Source organism: Paenibacillus sp. J31TS4, assembly GCF_018403265.1.
In the GTDB taxonomy this organism is placed as follows: Bacteria; Bacillota; Bacilli; order Paenibacillales; family NBRC-103111; genus J31TS4.
Map to the genome: position 1 here is coordinate 1506690 of NZ_BOSI01000001.1, position 14950 is coordinate 1521639.

At 59.2% G+C, this 14950-nt stretch carries 13 protein-coding genes and 1 other annotated feature; of the genes, 3 read left to right on the top strand and 10 right to left on the bottom strand.

The genetic code is table 11. From position 1 onward, the window contains the following. Nucleotides 1–29: 29 nt before the first annotated feature. The 3 genes from KJS47_RS06925 to KJS47_RS06935 all read left to right on the top strand — a co-directional run bounded on the left by KJS47_RS06925 (nucleotide 30) and on the right by KJS47_RS06935 (nucleotide 1805). Nucleotides 30–569: an RNA polymerase sigma factor gene (locus KJS47_RS06925; RefSeq protein ID WP_213523932.1), complete on the top strand. Its 540-nt coding sequence runs from the start codon at nucleotides 30–32 to the stop codon at nucleotides 567–569. Then, on the top strand, nucleotides 563–1282 hold the full coding sequence (locus KJS47_RS06930) for a hypothetical protein (protein WP_213523934.1): 720 nt from the start codon (nucleotides 563–565) through the stop codon (nucleotides 1280–1282). Before KJS47_RS06925 ends, KJS47_RS06930 begins: the two co-directional genes overlap by 7 nt. Before the next feature lie 253 nt (nucleotides 1283–1535). Then, nucleotides 1536–1805: a hypothetical protein gene (locus KJS47_RS06935; RefSeq protein ID WP_213523936.1), complete on the top strand. Its 270-nt coding sequence runs from the start codon at nucleotides 1536–1538 to the stop codon at nucleotides 1803–1805. On the opposite strand, the gene KJS47_RS06940 is transcribed toward KJS47_RS06935, so the two are convergent. The 10 genes from KJS47_RS06940 to KJS47_RS06985 form a co-directional block, all read right to left on the bottom strand. After that, a complete protein-coding gene (locus KJS47_RS06940; RefSeq protein ID WP_213523938.1) occupies nucleotides 1790–3622 on the bottom strand; it encodes an ABC transporter ATP-binding protein in 1833 nt (610 codons plus the stop codon). The two genes, KJS47_RS06935 and KJS47_RS06940, sit on opposite strands and share 16 nt — an antisense overlap. Before the next feature lie 313 nt (nucleotides 3623–3935). Next, entirely contained in the window at nucleotides 3936–5237 is a 1302-nt protein-coding gene (locus KJS47_RS06945) for a pyrimidine-nucleoside phosphorylase (protein WP_213523940.1), read from the bottom strand. A gap of 62 nt (nucleotides 5238–5299) precedes the next feature. Then, on the bottom strand, nucleotides 5300–6007 hold the full coding sequence (deoD, locus tag KJS47_RS06950; protein WP_213523942.1) for a purine-nucleoside phosphorylase: 708 nt from the start codon (nucleotides 6005–6007) through the stop codon (nucleotides 5300–5302). Between the two features lie 33 nt (nucleotides 6008–6040). After that, a complete protein-coding gene (gene deoB, locus KJS47_RS06955; RefSeq protein WP_213523944.1) occupies nucleotides 6041–7222 on the bottom strand; it encodes a phosphopentomutase in 1182 nt (393 codons plus the stop codon). Between the two features lie 86 nt (nucleotides 7223–7308). Continuing rightward, on the bottom strand, nucleotides 7309–8487 hold the full coding sequence (locus tag KJS47_RS06960; protein WP_213523946.1) for a NupC/NupG family nucleoside CNT transporter: 1179 nt from the start codon (nucleotides 8485–8487) through the stop codon (nucleotides 7309–7311). Nucleotides 8488–8592: 105 nt separating this feature from the next. Next, nucleotides 8593–8994, bottom strand: a complete 402-nt coding sequence (locus tag KJS47_RS06965; RefSeq protein WP_213523948.1) for a cytidine deaminase — start codon at nucleotides 8992–8994, stop codon at nucleotides 8593–8595. Between the two features lie 28 nt (nucleotides 8995–9022). Then, a complete protein-coding gene (gene deoC / locus KJS47_RS06970) occupies nucleotides 9023–9688 on the bottom strand; it encodes a deoxyribose-phosphate aldolase (protein WP_213523950.1) in 666 nt (221 codons plus the stop codon). Nucleotides 9689–10194: 506 nt separating this feature from the next. Continuing rightward, a complete protein-coding gene (locus KJS47_RS06975) occupies nucleotides 10195–11127 on the bottom strand; it encodes a DNA-binding transcriptional repressor DeoR (protein ID WP_213523952.1) in 933 nt (310 codons plus the stop codon). Between the two features lie 152 nt (nucleotides 11128–11279). Then, a complete protein-coding gene (locus KJS47_RS06980) occupies nucleotides 11280–12692 on the bottom strand; it encodes a DEAD/DEAH box helicase (protein WP_213523954.1) in 1413 nt (470 codons plus the stop codon). 357 nt (nucleotides 12693–13049) lie between these two features. Then, nucleotides 13050–14591, bottom strand: coding sequence for a 2-isopropylmalate synthase (locus KJS47_RS06985; protein WP_213523955.1), 1542 nt, complete (start codon nucleotides 14589–14591; stop codon nucleotides 13050–13052). Between the two features lie 96 nt (nucleotides 14592–14687). Beyond that, nucleotides 14688–14920, bottom strand: a binding site (T-box leader). Nucleotides 14921–14950 lie beyond the last annotated feature (30 nt).

The window sequence follows — 14950 nt, forward strand, 5'->3', positions numbered from 1 at the left end:
TTTAGTCTATTTACCAAAGAGGTGAACCCATGAATGAAGAGTATCTCCGGTATATCGGACAGCCGGATGCGGCCGTCATTGAGGACTTGACCCTCACCTACTGGAACGATGTCTGGAACTATGCCTATTTGATTACCAAAGACTACAGCCTCTCCAGCGACATTGCTCAGGACGTGTTCGTGAAGGCGTTCCAATCGCTTCACACGTTCCGGGGAGAAGCTTCCGTGAAAACCTGGCTGCTCCGAATTGCCCGGAATACGGCCTACACGGAACAGCGCTCCGCCTTCTTCCGGCGGGTTATCCTGTCGCCTTCGGTGCGGTTCGGCGGCAGCGCACCGTCCGCGGAAGCCGAGTACATGGAGCAGGAATTGGCGAGCGAGGTCTGGAAATACGCGATGGCCCTGCCCCGCCATTACCGAGAAGTGCTAATTCTGGACGCCCGGCACGAGCTGTCGATCGGGGAAATCGCGTCCCTGCTAAACGTATCGGAAGGAACCGTCAAGTCGAGGCTGCACCGCGCCCGCCGCGGCCTGGCGGAAAAGCTTGCAAAGGAGGGGTTGTTATGTTAGACAAACGTCCGGGCTGGTACGACGAGCTGAAGCGGGACCCCGTGGCGGCGCCTCCCCGCCCGACTCCGGCCATGCTCAAAAGCATCGAAGAGCGGGTACACGGACGCAGGGATACCGCCAAGCGGACCAGCCTTCTCTGGGCGTCCTTCAGCTGCTGCCTGCTTATCTTCGTGGTGGGAGGACTGCTGTGGAGAGGAGGAAGCGGCGGTCTTCCCGCCCCGCCTGCGGTCGCGACCGTCTCACCAGGAGAGCCCCCGGGGGGTTGGTTCAAGCCAGCGGATCCCAAGTGGCTTATGCCTCGCGACGTCTTTGAACGCTACAACTCCTTCAGACAGACCGAGGACGATGAGGATCTGCGGGATTTGTCCCCGCTGGAGGTCTTCCTCATTTACGTTCAAGCGTCGATGGATGGGGACCGGGAAACGATTTACGCTCTGCTAAGCAAGGATGACGGCCAAGAAATTCCAGCCCGCGACGAGTTTCTTGCGAGTTCGGCCGCTCAACCGGAGGAGCTGCAGCGGACGCGGGAATTCTGGAACAACCTGAAACGGGAACATCAACTGACTGAGCAGATCGACGACAGCGAGGCAGTCATCGTGATGAAGCCGCCCACGCCCGCCGGAGCGCAGCCGGATCCACAGGAAACGAAGTTCTTCCGCTTACACAAAAGCAAGCAGGGCATCTGGAAGGCCGGCTGGTTGGCGATGCAGTAGACGGTCAGCTAAACTTGCCGAGCAAGGACTGGCATCATAAAGAAGGGGGATGGCTTCCTTCCTCAGGTTTCGATTTGGGAATAAGGTGGTAAGACCCAGACCATACTAGGTCCAAACTTCACGGCTGGGGAAGCGTTCATGTGGACTTCATTATTGGCATGCTTGGGCACGGGTCTTCTTCGCTTGAGCGGGAGAAATTCGATTGCCCAGATGACCTTTTCCCAGTTAGCGGTAGAACTCGCATAATGAGCTTATGAAGCATGCCAAGCCGGTTACGATAGGGGATCTGGAAAAGCTGCTAAAAGCGAATTTTCCGCAGATCGTCATGCCGGACTCAGGCGGCCAGGAAACGATTTTTCAAGAGGAAAAAGCGGATAAGAAATGCCCCGCCTACTCTACTAACAACTTCATAAGGAATGAAAAAAGAATGGACCCAGCCGGTCCATTCTTTTTCTTTGGCTTACGGAGAAGCCTCACGTTTATTCGAGGTTTTGGACAGACCGCTCGTTATTCGCCCAACTGAAACTGCTTGCGGGCCCACTCGGTGTAGGACGAATGCTCGTACAGCAGTTCCTCGTGCGTGCCGCTGCCGGTAATCCGGCCGTTCTCGAGCACGAGAATCTGGTCGGCCTGCACGACGGTGGACAGCCGATGCGCAATGACGACCGTCGTCCTCTCCTGCATCAAATGCTGGAGTGCCTTCTGCACCTCATGCTCGGAATCGCTGTCGAGGCTTGCCGTCGCTTCGTCCAGCAGCAGCAGGTCGGGATTGCGAAGGAGTGCCCGGGCGATCGCAATTCGCTGGCGCTGGCCGCCGGACAGCTGGATGCCGCGCTCTCCGACCTCCATCTCGTACCGGCGGGGGAGCGCTTCGATGAACGTCTGCGCATAAGCGAGCCGTGCCGCTTCGGTAAGCTCGGCGTCCGTCACCTCGTCGTCCCGGCCGTAGACGAGATTGTCCCGGATCGTACCGGACATGAGCGAGCTTTCCTGGGAGACATAGCCGAACTTCTTCCTCCACGACGAAAGCGAATAGCGGCTTACCGGCTCTTCGCCGAAGGAGATAGTCCCGCTGTCCGGCGTGTAGAAGCGCTCGAGCAGGGAAAAGATCGTCGTCTTCCCGCTGCCGCTCGGGCCAACGAGGGCGGTCACCCGGTTCGCCGGAATGGTGAAGCTCACCCCGCGAAGCACCGGCTCGCCCTGCTGGTAAGCGAACGCGACATCCCGAAAGACGATATCCCGCTGTCCGACGGGCACGGCCAGCCCGTCCGCACCGCTCTCGGGCTCGTGCTCCAGCAGAAGACGGAGCCGCTCGGTGGCGCCCATCACCTTTTGCAGCTGGGAGTAAAAGGTCGCAAACTGGCTGAACGGGAGCATGATCTGAAACAGCAGCAGAATGAACGAAACGAGCTCTCCGGCGCTCAGCGCCCCGGATGCGACGCGGACACCTCCGTACCCGATGATGACGACGAGCAGAGCAATCATGACCGTCGACATGAGCGGGAAAAGCACCGCGTTCACCTTGGCCTCCTTCATGCCGAACCGGTAGAGGCTGTCCATTCTTTCGAACCCGCCTTCCTGCTCGCGGCGTTCGGCGTTCGAAGCCTTGACGAGCCGGATTTCGCCGATGACCTGTGAAAGCAAAGTGGCCAGATTAGCCAGCTGGCGCTGCGTACCCAGCGAGATTTTGTACATTTTGCCACCGATCGGCATCATGATGCCGAAGCCCACCGCAATGGCGAGCAGGATGATGAGCGTCATCTGCCAGTCCAGGTAAAAGAGAATCGCAACCGCACCGACGACTGTCAGCAGGTTGGTACAGAAGGCAATCAAGTGATCGGTAATGAGCGATTTGATCTCGTTCGTATCGTTCGTGATCCGGCTCATCGTATCCGTCGACCGATTCTGGTCAAAGAAGGAAACCGGCAGCGTCAGCACCTTGTTCCACAGCCGCTTGCGCAGCTTGTTCACGGTTTTGGTGCCGGTGTAAGCGAGCATGTAGTAGGAGACGCCGCTCGCGACGGCCTGCAGAATGAACACGGCCGCCAAGAGGGCGATGGTCTTTCCCTGCAGCGTCTCCGCCTTGAAGCTGTCGATCAAGCCGCCGGTCATCAGTGGAACGACCAGACCCGTGAGCGACGCGATCACGCTTAAGAGCGCTGCTGCGCCCAGCACCAGCTTGGGGATGCCCGTTGTCCGAAGCAGCTTGAGAAAATACCGCACCGTCGTCCGTTCCAGGCTTCCCTTCGCAGGGTCCCGCTCTTGCCCGTGCTGCTGCTTTTGCTCTTGCCTATGTCCTTGCGCATGCGCTTGACCTTGCTTTTGTTCTTGGTTCTCCATTCCTTGCCTCCTTGTGAGGGAACGTGCAATGCCGGCGGGCGATGCTACCAGGCAATCTAAGAAACGCCCACTTGGTTTGCCGGATGGCGATGCGCCGCCCACACTGTCTAACCACCACATGGTTAAGTTTGGAAGAACGCTAGGCGTTTGTCAACGTTTCGGACCGCACGCTTCTCCGCTATGCGACCCGACAAACGGCAAAAACGCGGCCGTTGACACGGCCGCGTCCAATATTAAAACAGCCGGGCAGGGCGGCAGGAGCCGTACCGCCCGGCTGGGTCTTGCGAGCGCGGCACAGCAAGCGGACCGCGGACTACTCGGTTACGATGTCGTGCACCAGCACGGGAGCTTCCGCCCGGTCGGCGATGCGGATGTTCGCATAGATCTTCTCCATGACGTCGTCCACCTGCTCCCGATTCGTATGGATGGTGACCAGAGACTCGCCGGCTTTGACGGTGTCCCCGATCTTCTTGTTCAGCATGAGGCCGACCGCGAGGTCGATCTGGGAGTCCTTCGTCGCCCGTCCGGCGCCGAGCCACATGGCCGCGGTGCCGATCTCGTCGGCTACAATCTCGGCGACGACGCCGTCTTCCTTGGCCGGCACTTCGATCTGGAACTTGGCCTGCGGCAGCTTCTCGGGCTGATCGACGACCGACGGGTCTCCTCCCTGATCCGCGAGGAATTCCTTGAACTTCTCAAGCGCCTTGCCATTGCGGATCACTTCCTTCAGCTTGGCCTCCGCTTCCTCGAGCGAGGAGGCTTTGTTCGCGAGGAACACCATCTGCCGGCCGAGGGCGAGGCAGAGTTCCTCGAGATCCTTGGGCCCATGGCCGCGCAGCGTGTCGATCGCTTCCTTCACCTCGAGCGCGTTGCCGATCGCGAAGCCGAGCGGCTGGCTCATATCGGAGATGACCGCCATCGTTTTGCGGCCGACGTTGTTGCCGATACGCACCATCGCCTGGGCCAGCTCTCTCGCATCCTCCGGCGTCTTCATGAAAGCGCCGGCGCCCGTCTTGACGTCCAGCACAATCGCGTCGGAGCCCGCCGCGATCTTCTTGCTCATGATGGAGCTGGCGATGAGCGGAATCGAGTTGACGGTTGCGGTGACGTCGCGCAGCCCGTACAGCTTCTTGTCCGCCGGCGTCAGGTTGCCCGTCTGGCCGATGACTGCGATTTTGTGACGATTCACCAGATCGACGAACTGCTCCTTGCTGATCTCGACATGGAAGCCAGGGATCGCCTCAAGCTTGTCGATCGTGCCGCCCGTATGGCCGAGTCCGCGTCCCGACATCTTGGCGACCGGAATATCCAACGCGGCTACGAGCGGCGCCAGCACGAGCGTCGTCGTATCGCCGACACCGCCGGTGGAGTGTTTGTCTACCTTAACGCCCTCGATGGCAGACAGGTCGATCGTCTCTCCCGAGTTCACCATCGCCATCGTCAAATCAGCCCGCTCCCGCTCCGTCATATCTCGGAAGAAAATCGCCATCGCCAAGGCGCTCATCTGGTAATCCGGAATATCGTCCTTCGTGTAGCCTTCTATGATAAAGTTGATCTCTTCGGTTGTCAGTTCTCCGCCGTCGCGCTTCTTCTCAATCAGATCCACCATTCTCATCGTCAAGCATCTCCTTACTCATCTATTCAGGAGCCGAAAGGCCAGGCCCGGCTCTCTCATCGTTACAGGGATATCGCCGTCTCCAGCGCCACTTCCATCATATCGGAGAACGTAGTCTGCCGTTCCTCCGCCGTCGTCTCCTCGCCGGTCAGCAGATGATCGCTGACGGTCAGAATCGTCAGGGCGTTCACGCCGAACTTGGCGGCGAGCGTATACAGCGCCGTCGTCTCCATCTCGACACCGAGCACACCGTAATCCATCAGCTTCTGCACGACCGATTTGTCGTCGCGGTAGAAAATATCCGAGCTGAAGACGTTGCCGACATGCAGGCGCAGACCCTTGTCCGTCCCCCGCTCATAGGCCGCCTTCAGAAGCGGGAAGCTGGCGATCGGCGAGAAATCGTAGCCGCCGAACGTGTGGCGATTCATGCTCGAATCGGTACAGGACGCCTGGGCGAGAATGACATCGCGAACCCGGATATGCTGCTGCATGGCGCCGCAGGTGCCTACGCGAAACAGATTCTTGACTCCGTATTCGGAGATCAGCTCGTTCACGTAGATGCCGATGGACGGAATGCCCATGCCCGAGCCTTGTACCGATACCCGCTTGCCCTTGTAGGTGCCAGTGAAGCCGAGCATGCCCCGGACCTGGTTGTAGCAGACGACGTCCTCGAGATACGTTTCCGCAATATACTTTGCCCGCAGCGGATCCCCCGGCATCAGAATCGTCTCGGCGATGTCGCCCTGTTTGGCTCCAATATGTGTGCTCATCGTATTACCTCCCGGTTCTTGTTCGCTCGCTGGTTACTTCAGTTCCGCCAAAAAGCTGGTGCCGTGCTCCGGCATCTTCACGCCAAAATTGTCCGCCACGGTCGCCCCGATATCCGCGAACGTCCGGCGCAAAGGCAGCTCCCGGCCGCCGCCATGGAACCGCGGCGAATAAACGAGCAGCGGTACGTATTCGCGGGTGTGGTCGGTTCCCCGGTATGTCGGGTCGTTGCCGTGATCCGCAGTGACGATCAGCAGATCGTCCTCTGTCATCCGCTCGAACACCTCCGGCAGACGGGCATCGTAGTCCTCGAGCGCCTGCCCGTACCCTTGCGGATCGCGGCGATGGCCGTACAACGCGTCGAAATCGACGAGGTTCAAGAAGCTGAGCCCGTTGAATGGTTCGTCCAGCACATTGACCAGTTTGTCCATTCCGTCCATATTCGATTGGGTCCGAATGGCCCGGGTCACCCCTTCGCCGTCATAGATATCGGAAATCTTGCCGAGCGCGATGACATCGAAGCCCGCGTCCTTGAGCGCATTCATCGTCGTCGGACCGAACGGCTTGAGCGCATAATCGTGCCGGTTCGCCGTCCGGGTGAAGTTCCCCGGCTCCCCGACGAACGGACGTGCGATGATGCGTCCGAGCATATAGGGGTCCTCCAGCGTAATCTCTCGGCAAAACTCGCAGATCCGGTAAAGCTCGTCCAGCGGCACGACGTCCTCATGCGCGGCGATCTGCAGCACGGAATCCGCCGAGGTGTAGACGATGAGAGCGCCCGTTTTCATATGCTCCTCGCCGAGCTCCTTGATGATCTCGGTGCCGCTCGCCGGTTTGTTGCCGATCACCCGCCGTCCCGTTTTCTCTTCGATGCGGGCAATAAGCTCCTGCGGGAAGCCGTCCGGGAACACCCGGAACGGCGTATCGATATAGAGCCCCATGATCTCCCAGTGGCCGGTCATCGTGTCTTTGCCTCGAGACGCCTCCTGCATCTTGGTGTAATAGGCGAGCGGACGCTCCGCCTTGGCGACGCCCTCGATCTCGCGGATATTGGACAGGCCGAGCTTACTCATATTCGGCATGCGGAGTCCGCCACGCTCACGGGCGATATGCCCTAGCGTATCTACATCGTAATCGTCGAACTGGGCGGCGTCGGGCGCTTCCCCAATGCCGACCGAGTCCAGAACGACCAGGTGAATTCGATTAAACTGTGCCATGCTCCAGCCACTCCTCTACCTTTATCTTCGGAAAGCCGTCAGGTTCTTGCTTTGGAACGGGCTTGCTCCTACCGATTCGCGTCGTCTTACAGGAACAGACCGGCGATCGTTGCCGACAGGACGCTGACGAGCGTAGCCCCGTACAGCAATTTTAACCCAAACCGGGCGACGACATTGCCCTGCTTTTCATGCAGCCCCTTCACCGCGCCGGCGATAATGCCGATCGAGGAGAAGTTCGCGAACGAGACGAGGAAGACCGAGATGATCCCGACCGTACGGGCGGAGAGGTCCGTGAGCTTGCCGAGATCCAGCATTGCCACGAACTCGTTGGCGACCATCTTGGTGGCCATAATGCTGCCTGCCGGTACCGCTTCGCTCCACGGCACACCCATCAGGAACGCGAACGGAGCGAACAGGTAGCCGAGCAGCTCCTGGAACGAGATGCCGATGATGCCGCTGAAGATGCCGTTGATGACTGCGATCAGCGCCACGAAGCCGATCAGCATCGCCGCTACCGTAATGGCGACCTTGAAGCCGTCCATAATGTACTCGCCCAGCATTTCGAAGAACGATTGTTTCTCTTCTTCCTGCACTTCCAGGATGTCCTCTTCCTTGGAGACAGTATACGGATTAATGATCGAAGCGATGATGAAGCCGCCGAACAGGTTGAGCACGAGGGCGGTCACGACGTACCGGGGATTGATCATCGTCATATAGGCACCGACGATCGACATGGAAACCGTCGACATGGCGGACGCGCACAGCGTATACAGACGCTGCTTCGGCAGCAGCCCGATCTGCTTCTTGACGGAGATGAAAACCTCCGACTGCCCCAGGATCGCGGAGGCGACCGCATTATAAGACTCCAGCTTGCCCATTCCGTTGATCTTGCTGAGCACCAGGCCGATATACCGGATGATGAACGGCAGAATCTTGGAATACTGCAGAATGCCGATCAAGGCGGAGATAAAGACGATCGGCAGCAAAACGTTCAGGAAGAACGGGGCTTGTCCTTCGTTGGCGATGCCGCCGAAGACGAAGTTAATGCCCTCCTGCGCGTAAGCGAGCAGCCGTTCGAACACGGAGGCGAACCCGCCGATAAGAAACTCTCCTATCCCTGTATGGAGCAGGGCAAACGCCAGCAGTGCCTGCAGCAGGACCATCACCACAAGCGGGCGGTAGCGGATGCTCTTCCGGTCGTTGCTCGCCGCATAGGTCAGGCCGAAGACGACCAAGATGCCCAGAATGGCTACCAAATAGTTCATGATGTTCTTCCTCCATGGTGTGCATTAGTTTAGTATGCCTTCTATTAAGCGCTTTCAATGCGTACACAGGAAGAAAGGTCTTGCGAGTCTTTCTTCCTGTTCGAATTACTCGATCGTTTTACTCATATCCCCAGCCGCGAAAGCGCCCGGGAGCAGCTCGGCTATCGTCCATTCCTCGGTCTTGCCGTGCAGATTCGTCAGATAGATCTTGGTGTCCCTGTCGCAAAACTCGGCCAGCACCTGCCGGCACGCCCCGCACGGGGAGACCGGGCCGTCCGTATCCGCTACGACCGCGATCGCTTCGATCTTCTTGTTGCCCTCGGACACCGCCTTGAATACCGCCGTCCGTTCGGCGCAGTTCGTAAGCCCGTACGAGGCGTTCTCGATATTGCAGCCCCGGTAGATCTTGCCGCCGCTCGAGAGAGCCGCGCCTACCTGGAACTTCGAATACGGCGTGTAGGCATTCTTGCGTGCTTCGAGGGCTTCTTGAATCAGCTGCTCTTTCATTGACGGATTCCTCCTCAAATAATGAAGATTAATAAGATCCGGCCGCCTGGCCGCCCTGCATGATCTTGACGCCGGAGCTGGCGCCGATGCGGGTTGCTCCCGCCTCAATCATCCGTTTGACATCCTCCAGGCTGCGTACGCCACCGGACGCCTTGACGCCGGCCTTGTCGCCGACCGTCTTGCGCATAAGAGCGACGTCCTCCGCTGTGGCGCCTCCCGTCGAGAAGCCTGTAGAGGTTTTGACGAAGTCGGCACCGGCCTTGACCGCCAGCTCGCATGCGCGCACCTTTTCCTCGTTCGTCAGAAGGCAGGATTCAATAATCACCTTTACGAGTGCCTTACCCGAAGCAGCTTCGACGACAGCCCGGATATCGCGTTCGACGAGCTCGTCCCGGCCGTCCTTCAGCGCCCCGATATTCACCACCATGTCGACCTCGGTGGCGCCGTTTCGGATCGCATTCTCCGTCTCGAACGCTTTGACTTCCGGTGTTGTGGCCCCTAGAGGGAAACCGATGACAGTGCAAACCTTCACTGCGGTCCCTGCCAGCTGCTCGGCGCAGAAGGCGACCCAGGTCGGATTCACGCAGACCGAAGCGAACTTGTACGTCTTCGCCTCGTCCGTAAGCTTGGCAACCTCCGCCTCGACAGCGTCTGCCTTCAGCAGCGTATGATCAATCATGCCGGCAATATTCATCTTAAGTTCCCCTTCCTCCACGAACGGCCCGGAGAAGCAGCTTCTCCCCGTCCGGGCTACGTGCATTTCTTTTTCTTATATACTATGCCTTTTTCTTACCCATTTTAGTGCAGCTTGCGCTTGCGTCTTCCCCGCTATCATAGCATGCGTATGAACAAATGTAAAATCGCATATGAAATTATGTTCAGGTAAATGAAGGAGTCCGCCGGTATTCTTTGGAAGCGCTTGCGCAGACGGCGGCTGCCGCTTACTACCGCTCCCAGCGACCGTACGCACGAACGCAACGCCTAAGCGCTATTCAATACGTACGGTTGGCGAGTTCCGTATGTCGCCGGGGCATGGAGGGGCGAGTGAGCATCGAGCCCGGTGTATCCAACATCCCCGCTATAACGGCAAAAAACCCGCCATCACCGGATGGCAGGTTCCTTATCTAACGAGGGAGGCTGCTTTGCACCGGCGTGATGCCGGGGAAGGCGGGCGGCCGCTGCGCTGCGGGAAGCGGGGCGTCAGCTGAGCAGCGCCTGAGCCGTGTACTGGTCGGTGACGAGAATGTTGGCATACCGCCCGATTAGTGCCGCGCGAATCGCTTCTATTTTGCGCTGGCCTCCGGCAACGAGGATCGCTTTTTCCTTGAGCCGCAAATCGGACAGGCCGATGCCCACCGTCCGGTTGTTGATCTCCTCGTTGCAGATGTTGCCCTCTGCGTCGAAGAAACGGGAGCAAATATCGCCGGCCCCCGTCCGCTGGAGCTGCTCCTGCTCCTCCTTGGAGAAGTAGCCGAGCCGGAATAGAAGCGCATCCTCCTTCACCGTCCCGACGGTGAACACAGCGATGTTCGCCTGGCGGCCGAGCTCGATGATGCGGCGGATATGACGGTCCTTCTCGACCATTTCCTTGACGGCAATATTGTCGAAAATAACGGGCAGCGGCAAATGCCGGGCAGCCGTATGGAACGCTTCGGCGAACAGATTGACGGTCTCTGCCGCATACGTATTCACGTGCGAATGGCTGACGCCGCCCTTCAGCTGGACGACCTCGACGCCCCTGACCTGCTTCGGCTGCAGATGGCGGGCGACGGAATACATCGTCGTCCCCCAGGTGACGCCGATAATATCCTTGTCCTGCACGATGTCTTGGAGATATTCGGCGGCTCTCTTGCTAATATGCTTTTGGATCTCGCTGTAGTCGTTGAGCGGCGAAGAACAGACGAGCACCGTATCGAGCATGTACTTGATCTTGAGCTCGTGGCTGAGCGTGTCCAGATCCTCGGCCGGGTCGACGATTTCGATGCGGACATAGCCGCTTTCCTTGGCCGTCTGGAGCAGCCGCGAGACGGTCGGGCGGGAGACGCCGAGCCGGGATGCGATCTCCTGCTGGCTGTAATCGGACAGATAATACAGCCGGGCCGCTTCTATGCTTAGCTTTTGTCTGTCGTCCATAGGTCCCAACTCGATTCCGGATAGTTTCTCCTTATTATAGACGACCTTGCGGGAAGGACAAGGGCCGGCCGATGCCGGATGGGCGGCGCGGCATGAAAAAAACCCATCCTCGCAAAAGAGGATGGGGTTGACGCCGTAAGGCCGGGCTCCGCTTAGCGAGCTTGACCGGCCGGACGGCCGTGACGCTGCTGCTTGGCCGAAGCGGGAGACTGGGGCTTGCGCGCCGCTTGTCCGCTGCGGCCCGCTCTGCCGGCGCGTTCCGCTCCAGCTGCCTGCTTCGCCCTCTGCGCTCCGCCTGCCTGGCCGCCCTGCGCCTGCTTCGCTCTTGGCGCTCCGCCTGCCTGGCCGCTCTGCGCCCGCTTCGCCTTGCCGGGCTTCGCCGGCGCTGCCTGCGGGGCTTTGTCGGCCGGCTCGACGGCCGGAGCCGTTCCCATCGGGAACGGATGGTCCTTCACCTCGGGAATCTTCTTGCCAATCACCTTCTCGATGTCCTTGCGGTACGGCAATTCCTCCTCCTCGCAGAACGAGATGGCCACGCCGCTGTGTCCCGCCCGGCCGGTGCGGCCGATCCGGTGGACGTACGTCTCCGGAATATTGGGCAGGTTGAAGTTGATGACGTGCGACAGCTCCTCGATGTCGATGCCCCGGGCGGCGATATCCGTTGCCACCAGTACCCGCGTGGCGCCGCTCTTGAAGTTGTTCAGCGCGTTCTGGCGAGCGTTCTGCGACTTGTCGCCGTGAATCGCCTGCGCCGGGACCTTGATTTTGTTCAGCCCCCGTGCGACGCGGTCCGCGCCGTGCTTCGTGCGAGTGAAGATGAGCGCCGACTCGATGGACGGATCGGCGAGCAGATGGTTCAGCAGCTTTTGCTTGTTCGCCTTGTCCACCAGATAGACCGACTGCTCGATGCGGTCGACCGTCGACGAGACCGGGGTAATCTCCACCTTGACCGGATCGACCAGCAGCGACTTGACGAGCTTGGCAATCTCCGGCGGCATGGTCGCCGAAAAGAACAGCGTCTGGCGCTTGGCCGGCAGCTGCGCGATAATCCGCTTCACGTCATGGATGAAGCCCATGTCCAGCATGCGGTCCGCTTCATCGAGCACCAGAATCTCGACCGCCTGCAGGTCGACCTTCTTCTGGCTCATCAGATCGAGGAGCCGGCCTGGGGTAGCGATGAGAATATCGACGCCCTGGGCGAGCGACCGCTCTTGTCCACTCTGGGACACGCCGCCGACAATGGCCGTGCTGCGCAAATCGAGAAACTGGCTGTACGCCTCGATATTCTCGGCAATCTGCAAAGCCAGCTCCCGGGTCGGGGAGAGAATGAGGGAGCGGATCCGGCGAGACGAACGGGGCTTGGCCGTCTTCTCGGTCAGCAGCTGGAGAATCGGCAGCGAGAACGCGGCCGTCTTGCCCGTTCCCGTCTGTGCGCAGCCGAGCAGATCCCGGCCTGCCAGCACGCTCGGGATCGCCTGCTCTTGGATCGGCGTCGGCTTCTTGTAGTTTTCTTTTTTCAATGCTTTCAAAATAGCGGGGTGAAGCTTCAATTCTTCGAATGTCATAGGATCTCCTTATGGATACATGGTATCTCTTATTTGATAGACGTTAGGCGCGGCATGGCGGCCGCGTGCCTTACGCCACTCATTGTGGACGACAGAACAAATAATGATACCATACTTCCGGAGACAAACAAAGGGCCGGGCTCGCTTTCCTTCCATACCCTTCCACCCGGGAATAGGCGACAGAGCGGAAAGGACCTTGAAGGAGCGAACCTATATTCCATAAATCGAGGGTAAAAGAAAAGCGAAACCGGCTCCAGTTGCCATAGAGCCGGCTCGTTGTGCTGCGATTTGTTCAAGGCGCCTGCTTGCACAACGGGCAGCCTTCGCAGGATTTCTGTGGACTCCAGGCAGTCGCCCTTAAACCGCAGCCGCCTTGGCCGTATCCAGCAGTACGGCGTTGATGCCGTTCAGGAACGCGTTGGCGCTCGCCTTGATGATGTCCGTATCCATCGCGCGGCCCGAATAGACCTTGCCTTCATACTCGATCCGGATATTGACCCGGCCGATCGCTTCCTTGCCGCGGGACAGGCTGTTAATCTTGTAAGCCTTGAGCTCGACGTCGAGGCCGACCAACGTACGGATGACACTGTACAGCGCGTCGATCGGGCCGTCGCCCACGGCGCTGCCGGTGATCGTCTCCGCTCCCTTCCGCAGGCTGACGGTCGCCGTCGGATGCAGGTCGTTGCTCACGACCTGGAAGGAGGCCAGCTCATACAGATGCTTCTCCTCCGCCTTTATCGTCCGGTGCTGCGTGACGAGGTAGAACACATCGTGGTCGTAGACTTCCTTCTTGGCGTCCGCGAGCGTGAGGAACTTCTCGAACAGCTGCTCGAAGTCCGCCGGATCCCCCGCTTCGAAGCCCATCTTCTCCACTGCGTTCCGAAAGGCGTGGCGGCCGGACCGGGCCGTCAGAATGAGCTCCATACTGTCTGCCCCGACCTCTTCGGGCGCCATGATCTCGTACACCTGCTTATCCTTGAGCAGGCCGTCCTGGTGAATGCCCGAGGAATGGGCGAACGCATTCTCGCCGGTAATCGCCTTGTTGACCTGCACATCCAGTCCGGTCAGATGGCTAACCAGCCGCGAAGTGCGCAGCAGCTCCTTGGTGTTGATGCCGGTGTGGCTGTTGTAATAGTTCTCGCGGACCTGCAGCCCCATGACCACTTCCTCGAGTGAGGCGTTGCCCGCCCGCTCGCCGAGACCGTTGATCGTGCACTCGACCTTCTCGGCCCCGTTCTTGACGGCGCTCAGCGTGTTCGCGACGGCCAGGCCGAGGTCGTTGTGGCAGTGCACGCTCAGGATGACGCGGTCGTCCAGGTTTTTGAGCCGCTCGTTGATCCGGCGGATCAGGTCGCCGAACTCTTCGGGAACCGCATATCCGACCGTATCGGGGATGTTGATCATGGTGGCCCCGGCTTTGACGACCGCTTCGATCGTCGACCACAGATATTCGAATTCGGAGCGCGAAGCATCCTCCGTCGAATACTGGACGTGAGGCAGCAGCGTCTTCGCATAGCGGACCGCGTCGACTCCCATCTGCAGCACCGCGTCCTTGGAGCGGTTGAATTTCTTCTCGACGTGAATGTTCGACGTGCCCAGCACGATATGAATAAGCGGGTTCTGCGCCGGCCGGACGCTTTCGTAGACGGCGTCGATGTCGCTCTTAACCGCCCGCGCCAGCGCCGTAACGGAGACCGTATCTCCCACGGTGCGCGCTATCTCTTGAACAGCCTGAAAATCTCCCGCGGACGAGGCGGGGAACCCGGCTTCTATAATATCGACCTGGAGCCGCTTGAGCTGCTGGGCGATCTCCACTTTTTGCTGGATGTTCAATTTGGCGCCCGGCACCTGCTCGCCGTCGCGCAGCGTCGTGTCAAAAACAAGGATGTTCCGTTTCATCTCCATTGCCTCCTCGCGAAGTAGTTAGCCTATCTATATGTGAAGCGGGGTTGATTAAACCCGGTCTTTAATCAACAGAAAAACCCCGTCTCTACGTATAGAGACGGGGTTGCGCCCGCGGTACCACTCTACTTCATTCCATGACGGAATGAGCTCTGTTCGATGGCCATCACCATCTATCCCTGTAACGGTGGAAGTCCGGCTTACCCTACAACATTCAGGCAGCTGTTCATAGACGAGTTCGAAAGGAATGACGTTACCGTTTCGCACCACCCAACGGTTCTCTGAAACGTCCCGGCCTTTCTACTAATTCTAATCCTCACATTTGAGTGTTTGGTTACCGGCTATTGTAAAGCTCC